At 67.3% G+C, this 16,375-nt stretch carries 14 protein-coding genes; 6 read left to right on the plus strand and 8 right to left on the minus strand.

What is annotated here, in order from left to right; translation table 11 throughout:
* Position 1 precedes the first annotated feature (1 nt).
* Complete coding sequence (locus KY496_RS27080) at positions 2 to 1,249, minus strand: diguanylate cyclase domain-containing protein (protein WP_229520462.1); 1,248 nt, start codon at positions 1,247 to 1,249, stop codon at positions 2 to 4.
* Positions 1,250 to 1,990: a cache domain-containing protein gene (locus tag KY496_RS27085; RefSeq protein WP_229520463.1), complete on the minus strand. Its 741-nt coding sequence runs from the start codon at positions 1,988 to 1,990 to the stop codon at positions 1,250 to 1,252.
* A 169-nt stretch (positions 1,991 to 2,159) separates the two neighbouring features.
* Between KY496_RS27085 and KY496_RS07750 the strand changes: the two genes are divergently transcribed.
* Together KY496_RS07750 and KY496_RS07755 are read left to right on the plus strand one after the other, a co-directional pair.
* Positions 2,160 to 2,639 carry a (2Fe-2S)-binding protein gene (locus KY496_RS07750; RefSeq protein ID WP_219864398.1) on the plus strand — a complete coding sequence of 160 codons (480 nt, stop codon included), beginning with the start codon at positions 2,160 to 2,162 and terminating at the stop codon, positions 2,637 to 2,639.
* Positions 2,636 to 4,879 carry a xanthine dehydrogenase family protein molybdopterin-binding subunit gene (locus KY496_RS07755; RefSeq protein ID WP_219864399.1) on the plus strand — a complete coding sequence of 748 codons (2,244 nt, stop codon included), beginning with the start codon at positions 2,636 to 2,638 and terminating at the stop codon, positions 4,877 to 4,879. The genes KY496_RS07750 and KY496_RS07755 overlap by 4 nt, the downstream gene beginning before the upstream one ends.
* 76 nt (positions 4,880 to 4,955) lie before the next feature.
* Here the strand turns inward: KY496_RS07755 and KY496_RS07760 are convergent, their stop codons facing one another.
* Positions 4,956 to 5,294 carry a hypothetical protein gene (locus KY496_RS07760; protein WP_005667288.1) on the minus strand — a complete coding sequence of 113 codons (339 nt, stop codon included), beginning with the start codon at positions 5,292 to 5,294 and terminating at the stop codon, positions 4,956 to 4,958.
* Positions 5,295 to 5,387: 93 nt separating this feature from the next.
* Here KY496_RS07760 and KY496_RS07765 point away from each other — a divergent pair, with 93 nt between their 5' ends.
* Together KY496_RS07765 and KY496_RS07770 are read left to right on the plus strand one after the other, a co-directional pair.
* Entirely contained in the window at positions 5,388 to 6,194 is an 807-nt protein-coding gene (locus KY496_RS07765; RefSeq protein ID WP_005667286.1) for an APH(3')-I family aminoglycoside O-phosphotransferase, read from the plus strand.
* A 117-nt stretch (positions 6,195 to 6,311) separates the two neighbouring features.
* The gene (locus KY496_RS07770; RefSeq protein ID WP_219864400.1) at positions 6,312 to 6,461 is read left to right on the plus strand and encodes a hypothetical protein; all 150 of its coding nucleotides are present in this window, start codon (positions 6,312 to 6,314) and stop codon (positions 6,459 to 6,461) included.
* Between the two features lie 384 nt (positions 6,462 to 6,845).
* On the opposite strand, the gene KY496_RS07775 is transcribed toward KY496_RS07770, so the two are convergent.
* The 5 genes from KY496_RS07775 to KY496_RS07795 form a co-directional block, all read right to left on the minus strand.
* Positions 6,846 to 7,712, minus strand: coding sequence for a hypothetical protein (locus tag KY496_RS07775; protein ID WP_005667279.1), 867 nt, complete (start codon positions 7,710 to 7,712; stop codon positions 6,846 to 6,848).
* Positions 7,713 to 7,929: 217 nt separating this feature from the next.
* Entirely contained in the window at positions 7,930 to 8,322 is a 393-nt protein-coding gene (locus tag KY496_RS07780) for a RidA family protein (protein ID WP_219864401.1), read from the minus strand.
* A 19-nt stretch (positions 8,323 to 8,341) separates the two neighbouring features.
* Positions 8,342 to 9,496, minus strand: a complete 1,155-nt coding sequence (locus tag KY496_RS07785) for an acyl-CoA dehydrogenase family protein (protein ID WP_219864402.1) — start codon at positions 9,494 to 9,496, stop codon at positions 8,342 to 8,344.
* A complete protein-coding gene (locus tag KY496_RS07790) occupies positions 9,496 to 10,350 on the minus strand; it encodes an enoyl-CoA hydratase family protein (protein ID WP_219864403.1) in 855 nt (284 codons plus the stop codon). The genes KY496_RS07785 and KY496_RS07790 overlap by 1 nt, the downstream gene beginning before the upstream one ends.
* A gap of 24 nt (positions 10,351 to 10,374) precedes the next feature.
* Positions 10,375 to 12,756: a bifunctional salicylyl-CoA 5-hydroxylase/oxidoreductase gene (locus KY496_RS07795; protein ID WP_219864404.1), complete on the minus strand. Its 2,382-nt coding sequence runs from the start codon at positions 12,754 to 12,756 to the stop codon at positions 10,375 to 10,377.
* Between the two features lie 187 nt (positions 12,757 to 12,943).
* Here KY496_RS07795 and KY496_RS07800 point away from each other — a divergent pair, with 187 nt between their 5' ends.
* Together KY496_RS07800 and KY496_RS07805 are read left to right on the plus strand one after the other, a co-directional pair.
* The gene (locus KY496_RS07800) at positions 12,944 to 14,107 is read left to right on the plus strand and encodes a pyridoxal phosphate-dependent aminotransferase (protein ID WP_040776262.1); all 1,164 of its coding nucleotides are present in this window, start codon (positions 12,944 to 12,946) and stop codon (positions 14,105 to 14,107) included.
* On the plus strand, positions 14,104 to 16,353 hold the full coding sequence (locus tag KY496_RS07805) for an ATP-binding protein (protein WP_219864405.1): 2,250 nt from the start codon (positions 14,104 to 14,106) through the stop codon (positions 16,351 to 16,353). The genes KY496_RS07800 and KY496_RS07805 overlap by 4 nt, the downstream gene beginning before the upstream one ends.
* The last annotated feature ends 22 nt before the right edge of the window (positions 16,354 to 16,375 follow it).

The following is a 16,375-nucleotide window of genomic DNA, read 5'->3' on the forward strand; positions in this document are numbered from 1 at the left end:
GCTACGCCGCCGCTCCCACCGCATACCCATCGCGCCCGTTCGCCTTCGCCACATACAAGGCCCCATCCGCCTCCGCCAGCAGCGCGTCTTCACCCTGCCCCGGCCGCCACAATGCGACACCGACGCTGGCCGACACCGCCAGCATCCCGGCCCCCGTGGCGAACGGCGCGCGCATCGCCGCCACGATCTTGGCGGCGATGTTGGCCACGGTATGTTCGGCCTCGCCGCCGTTCCCTATCTCTTCGAGGATCACCACGAACTCGTCGCCCGACAGCCGCGCAGGCAGGTCGCTGGCGCGCACGCAGGCGCGCAGGCGTTCGCCGAACTCCTTCAGCACTTCGTCGCCCACGCCGTGGCCGTGGCTGTCGTTGATGCGCTTGAGGTGGTCGACGTCCAGGTAGGCCAGCGCCAGCGCCCGGCCGTGGCGCGAGGCGCGCGCCAGCGCCTGCTGCAGGGTCTCGTTGAAGCTGCGCCGGTTGGCCAGGCCGGTCAGGGTGTCGATGCGCGCGAGGCGGGTCAGCTGCTCCTCGACCTCTTTCACGTGCGTCATGTCGTGCTTGAGCGCGTACACACCGGCCACGCTGCCGTCCGGCTGCAGGTCGGGGATGTAGACGCCCTCCAGCACCCGCGGCGCGCCCTTGATCAGCAGCCGCATCTGGCAGGTGGCGGCGTGGCCGGCGAACGCGCGCTCCAGACTTTCCGCGCCCTGGCGCGCGGCCTCCTCGCCCATCAACTGGGCGATCGACATGCCGACCAGCCGCTCGGGCGCGACCCCGAACCAGCGCTCGAAGGTCGCGTTCCCGAACCGGAAGCGCCGGTCGCGGTCGACGTAGGCGATCAGCACCGGCAGGTTGTCGGTGATCAGGCGCAGGCGCTTCTCGCTGGCCGCGCGCAGGCCTTCGGCGTTCTGGCGCTCGGCCATCAGCTGGTAGAAGGCATTGCCCAGTTCCCCGATCTCGTCGCGCCGGGTGTCGTGCAGCACCCCGATGTCGGCGCCGTCGTGGCGGATCGCGCGAATGCGGTCGCGCAGCCGCTGCAGCGGCGCCAGCAGCCGGAACACCAGCGCCCAGGCCAGCACGCCCGCGGCCAGCGCCAGGGCCGTTGCGCCGAAGATGGCGTTCCGGCGCATCTGCGCCAGCGGCGCGAACGCTTCCTCGGTGGGGTAGCGGGCGCCCAGTATCCAGCCGGTGGTGCGCAGGCGCTGGTAGGCGTAGATCGATTCGCGCCCATCGCCGCCGGCCGCCTCCATCTACCCCTCGAAGCCCTCCAGGGCGCGCTCCGCGCCCGACCCGCGCGCTCCGGCCTGGCGCAGCAGGCGGCGCGGGTCGGGATGGTCGATCATGGCACCGTCGGGCGTCATCAGGAACAGGTAGCCCGAAGCGCCCGGCCTGAGGGCGCCGATCTGGCGCAGGAAGCCAGTGGCCTGCAAATCCATGCTGGCCGTCAGCACGCCCCCTACCTTGCCGCCCCGGTCGAGCACGGGCGCGCCGATCACGACCACCTGGCGCCCCGAGATCCGGCTGACGATCGGCTGCGCCATGAAGCCGCGCCGGGTCGCCAGCGGGCGCTCGAAGTAATCGCGCCCGGCGGCGTCGAGCCGCCGCTCGTTGCCGAACGTGCGCAGCGACACCAGCTGCTGGCCGCGGACGTCGAGCAGGATCAGGTTCATGTACTCGTGTTCCCAGAGCGGCGCCTGGGCCTGGAGGAAGCGGCGCGCCGCCTCCGGGTCGCCCAGCGCCGCCACCGGCAGGCAGGCCGCCAGCGACTCCACCTGCGCCAGGCGCGCCGCGATCCGGTCGTCCATGAAGGAAGCGGCGCTGGCCAGCATCGCATACTGCTGGTCGCCGATCACCGACTTCATGCCGCGCTCGGCCACCGCCAGGGTCGACAGGGTGACCAGCAGTGTCGCCACGAATACCAGGACGGCCGCGACGCAGGCCATGCGCAGCTTCAGGTTCGCCGGCAGCAGGCGCAGACCGCGTTTAAGCATAGAAAATAGTGTCGACCTTAATGCAACAAAGTATTACATATTAATCCGTAGCGTCCAAAGCGGCATATTTACTATCTGGCAGGGATTAAAACAGGTACTGCAATACTGTTGAAGTAGTGAAATTTCAGCTAGGATTGTCAGCCTGTTCGGACTGCCTTGAAGGAGCGTCATGAGTACATACACCCTGAATGTCAACGGCAAGGCACAGGCCGTCGACGTCGAAGCCGATACCCCGCTGCTGTGGGCGCTGCGCGATACCCTGGGCCTGGTCGGCACCAAGTATGGCTGCGGCCTGGGCCAGTGCGGCGCCTGCACGGTCCACCTCGACGGCGTGGCGACGCGCGCCTGCGTGCTGCCGGTCTCGAGCATCGGCGACGCCAGGATCACCACCATCGAGGGCCTGGACGCCAATGCCCGCCATCCGCTGCAGGTGGCGTGGCAAGAGCTCGACGTGCCGCAATGCGGTTACTGCCAGTCGGGGCAGATCATGAGCGCCTGCGCCCTGCTCAAGCAGCATCCGAAGCCGACCGACGCCCAGATCGACGAGGCCATGGCCGGCAACCTGTGCCGCTGCGCCACCTATATGCGGATCCGCAAGGGCATCCACCGCGCCGCCGACATCGCATCGACCGAAGGGAAACAAGCATGACGCTCGCCTCCACCTCGCGCCGCGGTTTCCTGCGCGCCGGCGCCGCCGGCGGCGCCTTCCTGATCGGCATGTCGGCGCAGGGCGTGCTGGCCGCCGTGAACGATACGAAGGCCGGCGCTTCCACCCCGGACTTCGTGCCGAACGCCTTCATCCGCATCGCGCGCGACGGTAGCGTGACCCTGATTTCCAAGCAGCCCGAGATCGGCCAGGGCATCAAGACCTCGCTGCCGATGGTGATCGCCGAGGAACTCGACGTCGCCTGGGAAAGCGTGCGCGTGGTCCAGGGCGACCTGAACCTGGAAGCCTATGGCAGCCAGGGTGCGGGCGGCTCGAACTCGACCCCGAACAACTACGAGAACTTCCGCCGCCTGGGCGCGACCGCGCGCGCCGTGCTGGTGCAGGCCGCGGCCCAGGCCTGGAAAGCGCCGGCCGGCGAATGCACGACCGACGGCGGCCATGTCCTGCACGCGGCGAGCAAACGGCGCCTGGCTTACGGCGACCTGGTCGAGGCAGCGGCCAGGCTGCCGCTGCCGGAAGCGGCGAGCGTGGCGGTCAAGGACCCGGCGACCTTCAAGCTGCTGGGCAAGCGCATCGGCGGCGTCGACAACCCCGCCATCGTCAGCGGCAAGCCGCTGTTCGGCATCGACGTCCAGCTGCCGGGCATGCTGCACGCCCAGTACGTCAAGTGCCCGGTCTTCGGCGGCAAGCCGCTGCGCGCCAACCTGGACGCGGTGCGCGCCCTGCCCGGCGTCAAGGACGCCTTCATCATCGAAGGCACCAGCAACCTGAACGGCCTGCGTCCCGGCGTGGCGATCGTCGCCACCTCGACCTGGGCCGCGATCCGCGCCCGCCGCGCGCTCGAAGTGACGTGGGACGAAGGCGGCGCCGCGAAGCACAGCTGGGCCGACTTCACGGCCCAGGCCAAGGCGGCCGCCAGCCGGCCCGGCGCCACCGTGCTGCGCAAGGATGGCGACGTCGCCGCCGCCCTGAAGGGCGCGGCCAGGACGGTGGAAGCGGCCTACAGCTACCCCTTCATCTCGCATGCCAGCATGGAGCCGCAGAACTGCACCGCCTGGATCAAGCCCGACGGCGCGCTCGAACTGTGGGCCCCGACCCAGAATCCGAACGCGGGCCAGGCGCTGGTATCGGGCACCTGCGGCATCCCCAAAGAAAAGATCACGATGCACATCATCCGCAGCGGCGGCGGCTTCGGCCGGCGCCTGAGCTCGGACTTCATCGTCGAAGCCACCGCGATCGCCCAGCGCATGAAGGACAAGGCGCCGGTCAAGCTGACCTGGACCCGCGAGGACGACCTGCAGCACGACCACTTCCGTCCGGGCGGCTTCCACTTCCTGCGCGGCGGCGTCGACAAGGCCGGCAAGGTCGTGGGCTGGCACAACCACTTCGTCACCTTCGCCAACCGGGTGGAGCAGGATGGCAAGAGCGCTTTGCGCCCCGGCAGCGGCGGCAGCCTGTCGCCCGACGAGTTCCCGGGCCGCTGGCTGGCCAACTGCCAGCTGGAGCAGACCGCGCTGGAATGCAGCGTGCCGATGGGACCGTGGCGCGCGCCGGGTAGCTGCGTGTTCGCCTGGGCCTTCCACAGCTTCATCGACGAGCTGGCGCATGCGGGCGGGCGCGATCCGCTGGCCTTCCGCCTCGAACTGCTGGGCGACAAGGACATCATGGCGCCGAGCGTCGAGCGCGGCCAGCCCTACAACGTGGCGCGCATGCGCGCGGTGCTGCAGACCGCGGCCGACAAGGCCGGCTGGGGCAAGAAGAAGTTCGCGCGTGGCCAGGGGCAAGGCATCGCCTTCCACTTCAGCCACCGCGGCTACGTGGCGCAAGTGGCCGAGGTCACCGTCTCGCAGGATGGCAAGGTGAAGGTCGACCGCGTGGTGGTGGCCTCCGACGTGGGGCCAACCATCATCAACCTGTCGGGCGCCGAGAACCAGGTCGAGGGCTCGGTGATCGACGGCCTGTCGACCCTGATGTTCCCCGAGCTGAACCTCGAGAACGGCCGCATCGTGCAGAGCAACTTCCACGATTACCAGCTGCTGCGCATCGGCGACGCGCCGGCAAAGATCGAGATGCACTTCGTGAAGTCGGACCAGCCGGTGACGGGCCTGGGCGAGCCGCCCCTGCCGCCGCTGGCGCCGGCGGTGTGCAATGCGATCTTCGCCGCCACCGGCAAGCGGGTGCGTGAACTCCCGCTCAGCAAGGCCGATCTGAGCTGGAGTTGAGGAAGTAATACTTGGGTCCCGGCCAAGGCGCCCGGCGAGGGCGGGGAGTCATTTCTGCCAGTGGCAGAAATGACGTTCACGGCACGCGCTGCTCGCTCAGCGCGTGCGGGTTCGCCGTGCGATGGCGTTCGACGATGGCCCGGGCCAGCTCTTCCTCGCGCGGATTCTGCGCCAGGACCCTGAGGATGCAGGCGCCGTGCATATCGCCTTCGGGGCGATAGACGTCGTTGTAGTCGGTGCCGCCTTTGGCCGACGGCGAGTCCCCGACCGTGAAATTGGATTGGCCCGGGCCCGCCTCGTCGCCGATCGGAGACAGGGCGACGCTGTCCTGGGACAGGCCGGCGGCCAGCAGGTCGGCCCGCAATTGCTCGGCGATGGAGAAATCCTGGATAACGTGGACGATGGGGTTGCTCATGTGTTGCTCCTCGGTTCACTATTGAACCAACTTACCAGAATGGCCGGGGCGGTGGCGCTCGGTCGAGACGACGACGTGCAGACCAGGAGCGATATGAACCGGGAGGAAGCCTGTCGAGTCGTGACCGTTCCGGAGAGCATGTCGGCCGCCCTGGCTGGCTATGCCTGGGCGCGTGACAGGGTCGGCGAATCGGGCGGCGCCGTCTACCGGCTGCACGGCAAGCCGGGGGCGCCTGACCTGTACCTGAAGCATGGCAGGCATGCGGTTGCCGATGCCATCGGCGATGAGATGACGCGGCTGCGCTGGCTGGCGGGACGCATGCCCGTGCCCGCCGTCGTGCATTTCGACCGTAGCGCCGACGAGGCCTGGCTGCTGATGACTGCCGTGCCGGGCAGGACCGCTTACCAGCTGCTGCAAGCCGATCCCGCCCAGCATGACATAGTTGTGGATGCCCTGGCCAGGTTCCTGCAGCGCCTGCACGCGATCCCGACATCCGCCTGCCCGTTCAATAGTGACCACGACTACCGCCTGGGCCTGGCGCGCTCGCGCATCGAGGCGGGCCTGGTGGACGAGGACGATTTCGACGAGGAACGCGCTGGCTGGACCGCGCGGCAAGTCTGGGACGCGATGCAGGCCCTGCTGCCGCTCGCGCCCGATCCGGTGGTCACGCACGGCGACTATTCGCTCGACAACCTCCTCATCGTCGATGGCCAGGTGGCGGGCTGCATCGACGCCGGACGGGTCGGCATCGCGGACCGCTACCAGGATCTCGCCATCGCCTGGAACTGCCTCGGTGAGTTCGGCGGATCGCTGCAGGAGCGCTTCCTGCGGCAGTACGGCATCGCCGCGCCTGATCGACGCAAGCTGCAGTTCCACCTGATGCTGGACGAGCTGTTCTGAACGCCGTCTCCGCTGGGGTGGCTGGCGAGCGCGGGTTGGCAACGCACCATGTTATGCTCGAGACAACACACTCCCATGCGTTCAGCGCCAACATTCATCATGCATCTGGACAAAGCCATGAAAGACGTGAAAGTAGACGTGCGCGTCAATGTGACGGTCGATGCGGCCGGCGTGGTGTTATTAATCGCCACGACCACGATGGCCTTCCTGTTCTACAAGCAGAACAAGCTCGACAAACAGGACAAATCCGCGTTGCGCCAGTCTTGATGCTCAGTGCTCGATCATTTCGAGCAGCCACGATCACGGCGCGGCAGACTGTCGTCAGTCTCGTCGGTACTCCAGACGGTCAAGTGATTACGTCTTTGCATCGATTCTCGCTTATCAATCGGGAATGACCGCGATCACCTCGATCTCGACCCGTGCCCGATCCTCCATCAGCCTCGCCACTTGGACTGCCTCATGGCCGGATAGTGGCGGGTCTGCACCTCGCGGTCGACATCGCCGAGTTCGCGCCCCTGCGTCGAGATACTCGCGCTTGTCGACCACATTGGCGGGTACCCCTGGACGCTACCGCTTAGTAGTCAGTGTTAACACTTGATCGCAATTGCAAATAGAGTTCATATATTCTTGCCGAGAGACTGCTGGGCCTTGCTAGCGCTCCTTCCTGACTCCGATTGGCGTGAATACGTTCTTACTCTCCATCGACGCAGTAAATTCAGGTGAAGAATAGATATAACGGCGTTCATCATCCTTCTTCTGAAATAACAAAAGCGCCCCTTCAGAGCTTGCAATCACAGTGGCGTCACCGCTGAACTCTTTTGTTACGACCGCATGCGCAGCCTGATCTCGCAATAAACTCGCGCGCATGCTTCCCATGAAAAACGCCACAACAATTAAGGCGGCAGTGATGGTCACAAATGCAGCAGCTGCAGCGCGCGCAGAACGCGCAGGCCGCATTCTCATCTTACGAATAAAAATCCGGGGCCTTGGCTGAAGAAAGAACCCAGCGCGGACAAGACCAGATAGAACGATAAGCAATACAGATATGATAAGCCCAATTCCAGAAGCCCATGTGACAGCGAATTTCACATATGTCGCCAACATCATGAATAGGAACATAACTGCTTGGAATATAATCCAAGCGAATCCCTCCCACTTTATAGTCTGGCTATGCGTTCGAACGAAGCGGCGCTGATGCTTCCAGTCCATTTTTCGACGCAACCCGGGATCAAGTCGATCGCTGATTGCGAGGAATGGGAGACCGATAAGCTGAAGAATTGACGTAAACACTCGCGCAACAACTGCGCAAAAAAATACATAAAAGAGAAAGGTTGCAGTTACGCCTTGGGCCAGCGGCATACCAGCAACCGCCACAATCTGCAGGGGAACTTGCATCAAAAAGCCAGCGTAATGCGCGAGGGAAAGCGATACGACTGCCAGAATTCCTCCAAGTACTGATGTTTTGCGACTCCAGGCTTCGTAAATCCAGCGGTGACTAGGAAGAGGTATCGAATGCATTTTTCAAGGATCCTATAAATTCTGCGGGAAACTATTCTACAACGGTATAGCTGCATAAGTGCCCGACAGCTTCGTCGCCTAACATTCAAAAATATCTCGCACCGGGAATCAGCGCGCCCATTAAATTAGCAGCTACTAAAGGCTAGGCACCTCTCTAAAATGTCTGACACGCGCAGCATTAATTACTTGAAATTGAATGTCTGTGCAATGCCTTATCCTAATCAGGTATTACCGCAGTCACCTCGATCTCCACCCGCGCCCGGTCTTCCATCAACCCCGCCACCTGCACCGCGCTCATGGTCGGATAGTGCCGCCCCAGCACTTCGCGGTAAGCGGCGCCCAGTTCGCGCCCGGCGTCGAGATATTCGCGCTTGTCGACCACATACCAGGTCATGCGCACGATGTGTTCGGGCCCCGCGCCCGCTTCGCGCAGCACGGCGACGATGTTTTCCAGCGCCTGGCGCGTCTGGCCGACGAAGTCGTCGGTGTGAAAGCGCCCTTCGGCGTCCCAGCCGATCATGCCGCTGACAAAGATCTGGCGTCCGCGGCAGGCCACGCCATTGGAATAACCCTTGGGGCGCGGCCAGCCCGGCGGTTGAAGAATGTCCATCCTTGCTCCAGACCCTGGGTTAAACCTTCGGCGCGAGCAGCTCGCGCGCGATGATCAGGAGCTGCACTTCGCTTGCTCCCTCGTAGATGCGCAGCGCGCGGATTTCGCGGTACAGGCCTTCGACCACCTGCCCGCTCTGCACGCCCTGGCCGCCGAACAGCTGCACCGCGCCGTCGATGACGCGCTGCGCCGATTCGGTGGCAGCCAGCTTGGCCATCGCCGCTTCCTTCGTCACCCGCTTGCCGCTGTCGCGCAGCCAGGCGGCGCGGTAGGTCAGCAGCGCGGCGGCGTCGATCTCCAGCGCCATCTGGGCCAGCCTGGCCTGGGTGAGCTGGAAGTCGGCCAAGGTCTTGCCGAACATCGGCCGCGCCTGGGCGCGCTCCAGTGCCTGTTCCAGCGCGCGCCGCGCGAAGCCCAGCGCGGCGGCGGCGACCGAGGTGCGGAACACATCCAGGGTCGCCATCGCCACCTTGAAGCCCTGGCCTTCTTCCCCCACCAGGCAGGCGGCCGGCACCCGGCATCCGGTGAAGCGCAGGCGCGCCAGCGGATGCGGCGCGATCACGTCGATGCGCTCGGCGATCTCCAGACCAGGGGTGGCGGCGTCGACGATGAAGGCCGAGATTCCCTTCGCGCCGCGCCCGGCTTCGCCGCCGCCGTCCCCGCTGCGGGCGAAAACGACGTAGAAATCGGCGATGCCGCCGTTCGAGATCCAGGTCTTCTCGCCATCGAGCACCCAATCGTCACCATCGCGCCGCGCAGCGCAGCGCATGGCGGCGACGTCGGAACCGGCTTCCGGCTCCGACAAGGCAAAGGCGGCGATCGCCGCGCCGCCCGCCACGCGCGGCAGCCAGCGCTGCTTTTGTTCGCCGGTGCCGAACAGCGAAATCGCCCCGCTGCCCAGGCCCTGCATCGCAAACGCGAAGTCGGCCAGGCCGGCGTGGCGCGCCAGGGTTTCGCGGATCAGGCAGATGGCGCGGGTGTCGATGGCCCCATTTCCGCTGCCGACGGCATGGCGCAGCCAGCCGTCGCGACCCAGGCGCGCGACCAGCGCGCGGCAGATCGCATCGACGTCAGCGCCATGCGCATCGATCAGGTTATCTGCCGCCCAGGCGTCGAGTTCGCGCGCCAGCGCGCCGTGTCGCTCTTCAAAAAACGGCCAGTCCAGGTAGTCCATCAATCCCCCTCGAAGCGCGGCCGTTCCTTGGCCACGAAGGCGTGGTAGGCGCGGTGAAAATCATTGGTCGCCATGCAGATCGCCTGGGCCTGGGCCTCGGCTTCGATCGCCTCGTCCACGCCCATATTCCACTCCTGCTGCAGCATCTTCTTGGTCATGCCGTGGGCGAAGGTCGGGCCGCCCGCCAGCGTGCCGGCCAAGGCGCTGGCCTCGCCGAGCAGCTGTTCGGGCGCGCACAGGCGGTTGAAGAAGCCCCAGCGCTCGCCCTCCTCGCCATCCATCGAGCGGCCCGTGTACAGCAGCTCGGCGGCCCGGCCCTGGCCGATCACGCGCGGCAGCAGCGCGCAGGCGCCCATGTCGCAACCGGCCAGGCCGACCCGGGTGAACAAAAAGGCGGTGCGGCTACGCGCCGTGCCGTAGCGGATGTCGGAGGCCAGCGCCAGGATCGCGCCGGCGCCGGCGCACACGCCGTCGACCGCCGCCACCACCGGCTGCGGACACGCGCGCATCGCCTTGACCAGGTCGCCCGTCATGCGGGTGAAGGCCAGCAGGCCGGGCATGTCCAGCTTCGTCAGCGGGCCGATAATCTCGTGCACGTCGCCGCCGGAACAGAAGTTCTCGCCGGCGCCCGTGATCACGACCGCCTTCACGTCGTCGGCATACGCCAGCGCGCGGAACAGGTCGCGCAGCTCGGCGTAGGAATCGAAGGTCAGCGGATTCTTGCGCTCGGGCCGGTCCAGGGTGATGGTGGCGACGCCGGCATCGAGCGCGAAGCCAAAGTGCTGCGCCGCATGGCCCGCAAGGCTGCTGCGCCCGCCCGGCAGGCGGTGCGACTGCCCCGGTAGATAATGCATGTGTGACTCCTGATGTTTGAAAAGTCAGCCTTCGAGCAGGCGCGCGGCCACCTGCTGTGGCGACAGGCCGCTGGACGCCGCCTGCAGCTGGCGTTCGCGCTCGAGGTTGCGCTCCAGCTGCTGTTTGCCGGCCCCGTACTGGCGTGGCCAGGCAGCGCCAGTGTAGCCGATGCGCGCCGCTTCCATCAGCGTCCAGGCCGGGTTGGCCAGGTGCGGGCGCGCCACCGCGCACAGGTCGGCGCGGCCGGCGGCGATGATGCCGTTCACGTGGTCGGCCTCATGAATACCGCCGACGGCGATGGTCGGGATGCCGGCCTCGTTGCGGATCCGGTCCGCGAACGGAGCCTGGAACATGCGTCCGAACACGGGCTTCTCCAGTTTGCTGACCTGGCCCGACGAACAATCGATCATGTCGGCGCCCGCGGCGCGGAACAGTCGCGCGATCTGCACCGCGTCCTGCGGCGTGATGCCGCCCTCGACCCAATCGTGGCTCGAGATGCGCACGCTGATCGGCAGGTGGCCCGGCCAGGCCGCGCGCACCGCCGCGAACACCGCGAGCGGGTAGCGGCAGCGGTTTTCGAGACTGCCGCCGTAGGCGTCCTGGCGCCGGTTGGTCAGCGGAGAGATAAAGCTCGACAGCAGGTAGCCGTGCGCGCAATGCAGCTCGAGCCAATCGAAGCCGGCGTCGAAGGCAGCCCGGGTGGCGCGCACGAAGTCGTCCCTGATGCGTTCCAGGTCGCCCTGCGTCGCTTCACGCGCGATCTGCGAGACCCCATCGATGTACTGCTGGCTGGAGGCCGACAGCAGCGGCCAGTTGCCGCTCGCCAAAGGCAGGTCGATGCCATCCCACATCGGCCGGGTCGAGCCCTTGGCGCCCGCATGGCCGAGCTGGACGCCGATCTTCGCGTCGCTGGCCGTGTGCACGAAGTCGACGATGCGTTTCCAGGCCAGCATCTGCTCCCGCGTGTACAGGCCCGGGCAGCCGGGCGTGATGCGGGCGTCGGCCGAGACGCAGGTCATCTCGGCCATCACCAGCGCCGCCCCGCCCAGCGCCCGGGCGCCGAGGTGGGCGAGGTGGAAGTCGCCGACCACGCCATCCACGGCGGAGTATTGCGCCATCGGCGACACCACCACCCGGTTCTTCAACAGCACATCGCGCACCTTGTAGGGCGTGAACATCGGCGGCGCCGCCACCGCGGGCGGCGCCACGCCGGCCTGGCGCGCCGCCGCGATGGCGAAGCGGCGCTCGAAACCGTCGACGTAGGCGGCGTCGCGCAGGCGCAGGTTTTCGTGCGACAGCCGCTGGCTGCGCGTGAGCAGCGAATAGGCGAACTGCTCGGCCTCCATGGCCGTGTAGCGCGCCACGTTCTCGAACCACTCCATCGAATTGCGCGCCGCGCTTTGCAGTTTCAGCACTTCGACCAGGCGCGCCTCCTGGTAGCGCGCCAGCGCCGCCGCCACATCGACCTCTTCATCAAGCGCATCGGCGAGGCCGATCGCATCCTCCAGCGCCAGCTTGGTGCCGGAGCCGATCGAGAAATGGGCCGTGTGGGCGGCGTCGCCCATCAGCACCAGCGGCGCCTGCCGCCCGTCGACCTCGAGCATATGGACCCAGTTGCGGCAGGCCAGGCGCGGGAAGCGGATCCACATGCCGGATCCGCGCAGGTGGGCGGCGTTCGCCATCAGCGGCTGGCCGTCCAGGTGGCGCGCGAACAGGCGCTCGCAGAAGGCCAGCCCGTCCGACTGGTCCATGTCGGCCAGGCCGCACGCGCGCCAGGTCGTGTCGAGCGTCTCGATGATGAAGGTCGAGGTCTCGTCGTCGTACTGGTAGGCGTGCGCCTGGAACCAGCCGTGTTCGGTCTCCTCGAAGGCGAAGGTGAAGGCGTCGAAGCGCTTGCGCGTGCCCAGCCACACGAAGCGGCACAGGCGCTCCTCGACCTCGGGCTGGAACGCGTCGCGGTAGTGCTGGCGGATCGCGCTGTTGACGCCGTCGGCGGCCACCACCAGGTCGGCGCGGTGGCGGCGCGCCAGTTCGGCCACGTCGTCGACCCGGGTCTCGAATACCAGCTCCACTCCCAGCGCGCGGCAGCGCGCCGCGAGGATGTCGAGCAGGCGCTTGCGCCCGATGCCGCAAAAGCCGTGGCCGTGCGAGGTGATGGTGGCGCCCTTGAAGTGGACGTCGATCGCGTCCCAGTGATTGAACGCTTGCAGGATGGCGCGCGCGCTCGGTTCGTCGGCCCGAGCCAGGTGGCCGAGGGTCTGGTCCGAGAACACCACGCCCCAACCGAAGGTATCGCCGGGCCGGTTGCGCTCGACGACAGTCACCGCATGCGTCGGGTGGCGCAGTTTCATGAGCAGGCCGAAGTAGAGGCCGGCCGGGCCGCCGCCGACGCAAACGATGTTCATGATCCCTCCGGGTGCTGGTATGGCGCCTAGTTTACCTGCCCCAATGCTTGAGGTGTCAATGACTTGTTGCGCACGAAAGAATGGCCCTCTGAAAAATGCCAATTTTTAGTACAATCCAGAAAGAGCAGAACCGAGATTCCGGACCATGCGCAGCCGGCCACCCAACTTGGATAATTCGCCAGACACGATGAACATTTCAAACCGAATCGCGCACTCCCGCCCCCTTGCCACCACCGCCATGCATGGCCGCGCCGAAGCGCTGCGCAATGCGGGCGAGCGCGTAATCGATTTCTCGATCGCGATTTCGCACTTTCCGGCCCCGGCCAGCGTGCTGGACGCCGTCTCCGGCGCCATCGAGCGCGAACGCACGCTGCCGTACACCGAGGTGGGCGGCGCGCTGAAGGTGCGCGAGGCGCTACGCGCCAAGCTCGCCGGCGAGAACCGGATCGAGGCGCGGGCGGACGAGATCATCGTGACCAACGGCTGCAAACAGGCGTATTACCAGGCGCTGTACGCGATGACCGATCCGGGCGACCGCATCGCCGTGTTCCGTCCGCACTGGCCGGCCTATCTCGCCACCGCCGAACTGCTGGGACTCGAGGTGGTGCTGGCCGACCTGCCGGAGACGCTGACCGAGGCCTGCCTGGCGGCCCTCGGCAAGGTCAAGGTGCTGGTCCTGAACAACCCGCACAACCCGACCGGCAAGGTGTACACCCGGCGCGAGCTGGAACTGGTGCGCGACTGGGCGACGGCCGGCGGCGTGCACGTGATCGTCGACGAGAGCTACGAACACCTGATCTTTGACGGCGAGCACGTCACGCTGGCGGCGCTGTGCGACTGGCGCGCCGTGGGCGTGGTCACCCTGTTCTCGGCCTCGCAGAGCTATGCCATGATGGGCTGGCGGGTCGGTTTCGCGCTCGCCCCCGCCGCGCTGGTGAATGCGATGCAGACCCTGCAGGGGCCGATCACGGCCGCCGCGCCGCACCTGTCGCAGGTGGCGGCGGTGGCCGCCTTCGCTACCGGTACCCCGCACGAACTGCTGCGCGACTACCGCGCGCGGCGCGACCTGGTGGTGCGCCGGTTCGCCGACGCGCCCTGGATCACCATGCATGCGCCGGCTTCCGGCCCCTATCTGTGGGGCGACGTGCGTGGGCTCACCATGGACACGGTCGGCTTCGCCGAACGCCTGCTGGAGGAGGAACGGGTGGCGCTGATGCCGGGCGACGCGCTCGGCGAGCCCGGCTTCATCCGCATCGGCTACATCTCGGACGACGAAGACACCCTGATGGAAGGCGTGCGCCGCATCATCGCGTTCGGCACGCGCCTGGCGCAGTCGGCGGAGCCTCGATGAGCAATTTGCTGGGACGTTTTCGCCTGAACAGCCTGCGCAGCCGCCTGATGCTGCTGGTGCTGCTGGCGATCACACCGATCGCCGTCGTCACCGTGCTGGGCGGCCTGCGCGAACGCGAGGCGGCGATCCGCGCCTCGGAAGAAAACCTCAAGCGCCTCACCGCGCTGGCGGCCGCCAACGAGGCGCAATCGATCGACCGTGCGCGCCAGATCCTGGTCGACCTGGTCAGCGTGCCCGACCTGATGGGCGACACCGCCGGCTGCAATGCCCTGCTGGCCAATGTCCTCGACCGCAACGAGGGCTATGTCAATTTCGGCCTGATCCAGCTGGACGGCGAGATCACCTGCAGCGCGGTGCCGATGCTGCACCCGGTGAACCTGGGCGACCGCAGCCATTTCAAGCGCGCGATCGCCGAACGCCGCTTCATCGCCAGCGACTACGTGTTCGGGCGCGTGATCCGCAAGCACACGATCAATCTCACCTATCCCGTCATCGACCGCTCGGGCGACGTGGTGGCAGTGGTGTTCGCGGCCATGGACCTGGCCGGCCTGGACACCTTCGTCAACGACATCAGCATGCCGCCCGGTTCGATCCTGGAGACGGCCGACGCTTCGGGCAACCTGATCTCGCGCCGCCCCGACCCGGAACGCTGGTTCGGCAAGCGCGTCACCGGCGAACTGCTGGACGCCATGCGCGGGCCGCACGAGCGCGCGCTGGTGGTGCGCGGCGAGGACGGGATCGAGCGCCTGCATGCCTTCGCCCGCGTCGGCTCGCCGACCCTCACCGACTACACCATCACCATCGGGATGCCGACCGACCTGATCACCCAGGTCGCACGCGACGCCCAGTTCATGTCCCTGCTCGGCCTTGGCGCCACCACCCTGCTGGCGCTGCTGGCGGCCTGGCTGGCCGGCGAAAAGCTGATCGTGCAGCGGGTGCGCGGCCTGACCACGGTCGCGCGCCGCATCGCCGCCGGCGAACTCGACGCGCGCACCCGGATCGAGTACGGCAACGAGGAGATCGGGCGGCTGGCGGCGGCGCTCGACGAGATGGCCGAGAACCTGCAGAAAAAGGAAACCGCGCGCGGCCAGGCCGAGCGCGAACTGCGCGCCGCCGACCAGCGCAAGGACGAATTCCTGGCGATGCTGGCGCACGAGCTGAGAAATCCGCTGGCGCCGATCAGCACCGGCGCCCACCTGCTCAAGCTGCTGCACTCGGATAACGCCCAGATCACCCAGACCTGCGCCATCATCGCGCGCCAGGTCGAGCACATGACCAGCCTGGTGGACGACCTGCTGGACGTGTCGCGCGTGACGCGCGGCCTGGTGTCGCTGTCGACCCAGGTGCTGGACCTGCGCAACGTGATCGACGACGCCGCCGAGCAGATCCGCCCGCTGATCGGCGCGCGGCGCCACAAGGTGGTGCTCGACCTGCCGAGCGGCCCAGCCCAGGCCAAGGGCGACCACAAGCGCCTGGTGCAGGTGGTGGCCAACCTGCTGGGCAACGCCACCAAGTACACCCCCGAGGGCGGCCACATCCAGCTCCAGTTGCTGGAAGCCGGCGGCGACTGGGAACTGAGCGTGAGCGACGACGGCATCGGCATGGAGGCGCCCCTGGTCGAGCGCGTGTTCGACCTGTTCACCCAGGCCGAGCGCACCCCGGACCGCTCGCAGGGCGGCCTGGGGCTGGGCCTGGCGCTGGCCAAGAGCCTGGTCGAGCTGCATGGCGGCAGCGTCAGCGCGCGCAGCCCCGGCCTGGGCCGCGGCAGCACCTTCACCGTGCGCCTGCCGCGCCACCGGCAGGAAAGCGCGCCCCTGCCGGCGCATTTGCTCGGTCATCCGTCCGCCGGCAACCCGATCCCCGATGCGGCCGTGCCGAACGCGCTGCGCATCCTGGTGGTGGACGACAACCTCGACGCCGCGCACACGCTCAACCTGTTCCTGCGCGCCACCGGGAACGAGGTCGAGATCGCCTATTGCGGCGTCGACGCGCTCGAGATCGCCAAGGTGTTCGCGCCGCAGGTCTGCATCCTCGACATCGGCCTGCCCGACATGGACGGCAACGAACTGGCGCGCCGCCTGCGCCGCCTGCCGCAGACCAGCGGCGCGACCCTGGTCGCCGCCACCGGCTACGGACGCCAGCAAGACCGCGAGGCGGCCAGCCAGGCCGGCTTCGACCATTACCTGGTCAAGCCGGTCAACACGCTGCAGCTGGGCGAGCTGCTGGCCACGGCGGCCGCGCGCTGACGGGCAGGTCCGCATCGTGTCG

This window comes from Massilia sp. NP310, assembly GCF_019443485.1.
Classification (GTDB): Bacteria; Pseudomonadota; Gammaproteobacteria; order Burkholderiales; family Burkholderiaceae_D; genus Telluria; species Telluria timonae.

Excerpts from the sequence above, each read along its gene's own strand:
- KY496_RS27080 (WP_229520462.1), bottom strand. The coding sequence starts at position 1,249 with ATGGAGGCGGCCGGCGGCGATGGGCGCGAATCGATCTACGCCTACCAG.
- KY496_RS27085 (WP_229520463.1), bottom strand. The coding sequence starts at position 1,990 with ATGCTTAAACGCGGTCTGCGCCTGCTGCCGGCGAACCTGAAGCTGCGC.
- KY496_RS07750 (WP_219864398.1), top strand. The coding sequence starts at position 2,160 with ATGAGTACATACACCCTGAATGTCAACGGCAAGGCACAGGCCGTCGAC.
- KY496_RS07755 (WP_219864399.1), top strand. The coding sequence starts at position 2,636 with ATGACGCTCGCCTCCACCTCGCGCCGCGGTTTCCTGCGCGCCGGCGCC.
- KY496_RS07760 (WP_005667288.1), bottom strand. The coding sequence starts at position 5,294 with ATGAGCAACCCCATCGTCCACGTTATCCAGGATTTCTCCATCGCCGAG.
- KY496_RS07765 (WP_005667286.1), top strand. The coding sequence starts at position 5,388 with ATGAACCGGGAGGAAGCCTGTCGAGTCGTGACCGTTCCGGAGAGCATG.
- KY496_RS07770 (WP_219864400.1), top strand. The coding sequence starts at position 6,312 with ATGAAAGACGTGAAAGTAGACGTGCGCGTCAATGTGACGGTCGATGCG.
- KY496_RS07775 (WP_005667279.1), bottom strand. The coding sequence starts at position 7,712 with ATGCATTCGATACCTCTTCCTAGTCACCGCTGGATTTACGAAGCCTGG.
- KY496_RS07780 (WP_219864401.1), bottom strand. The coding sequence starts at position 8,322 with ATGGACATTCTTCAACCGCCGGGCTGGCCGCGCCCCAAGGGTTATTCC.
- KY496_RS07785 (WP_219864402.1), bottom strand. The coding sequence starts at position 9,496 with ATGGACTACCTGGACTGGCCGTTTTTTGAAGAGCGACACGGCGCGCTG.
- KY496_RS07790 (WP_219864403.1), bottom strand. The coding sequence starts at position 10,350 with ATGCATTATCTACCGGGGCAGTCGCACCGCCTGCCGGGCGGGCGCAGC.
- KY496_RS07795 (WP_219864404.1), bottom strand. The coding sequence starts at position 12,756 with ATGAACATCGTTTGCGTCGGCGGCGGCCCGGCCGGCCTCTACTTCGGC.
- KY496_RS07800 (WP_040776262.1), top strand. The coding sequence starts at position 12,944 with ATGAACATTTCAAACCGAATCGCGCACTCCCGCCCCCTTGCCACCACC.
- KY496_RS07805 (WP_219864405.1), top strand. The coding sequence starts at position 14,104 with ATGAGCAATTTGCTGGGACGTTTTCGCCTGAACAGCCTGCGCAGCCGC.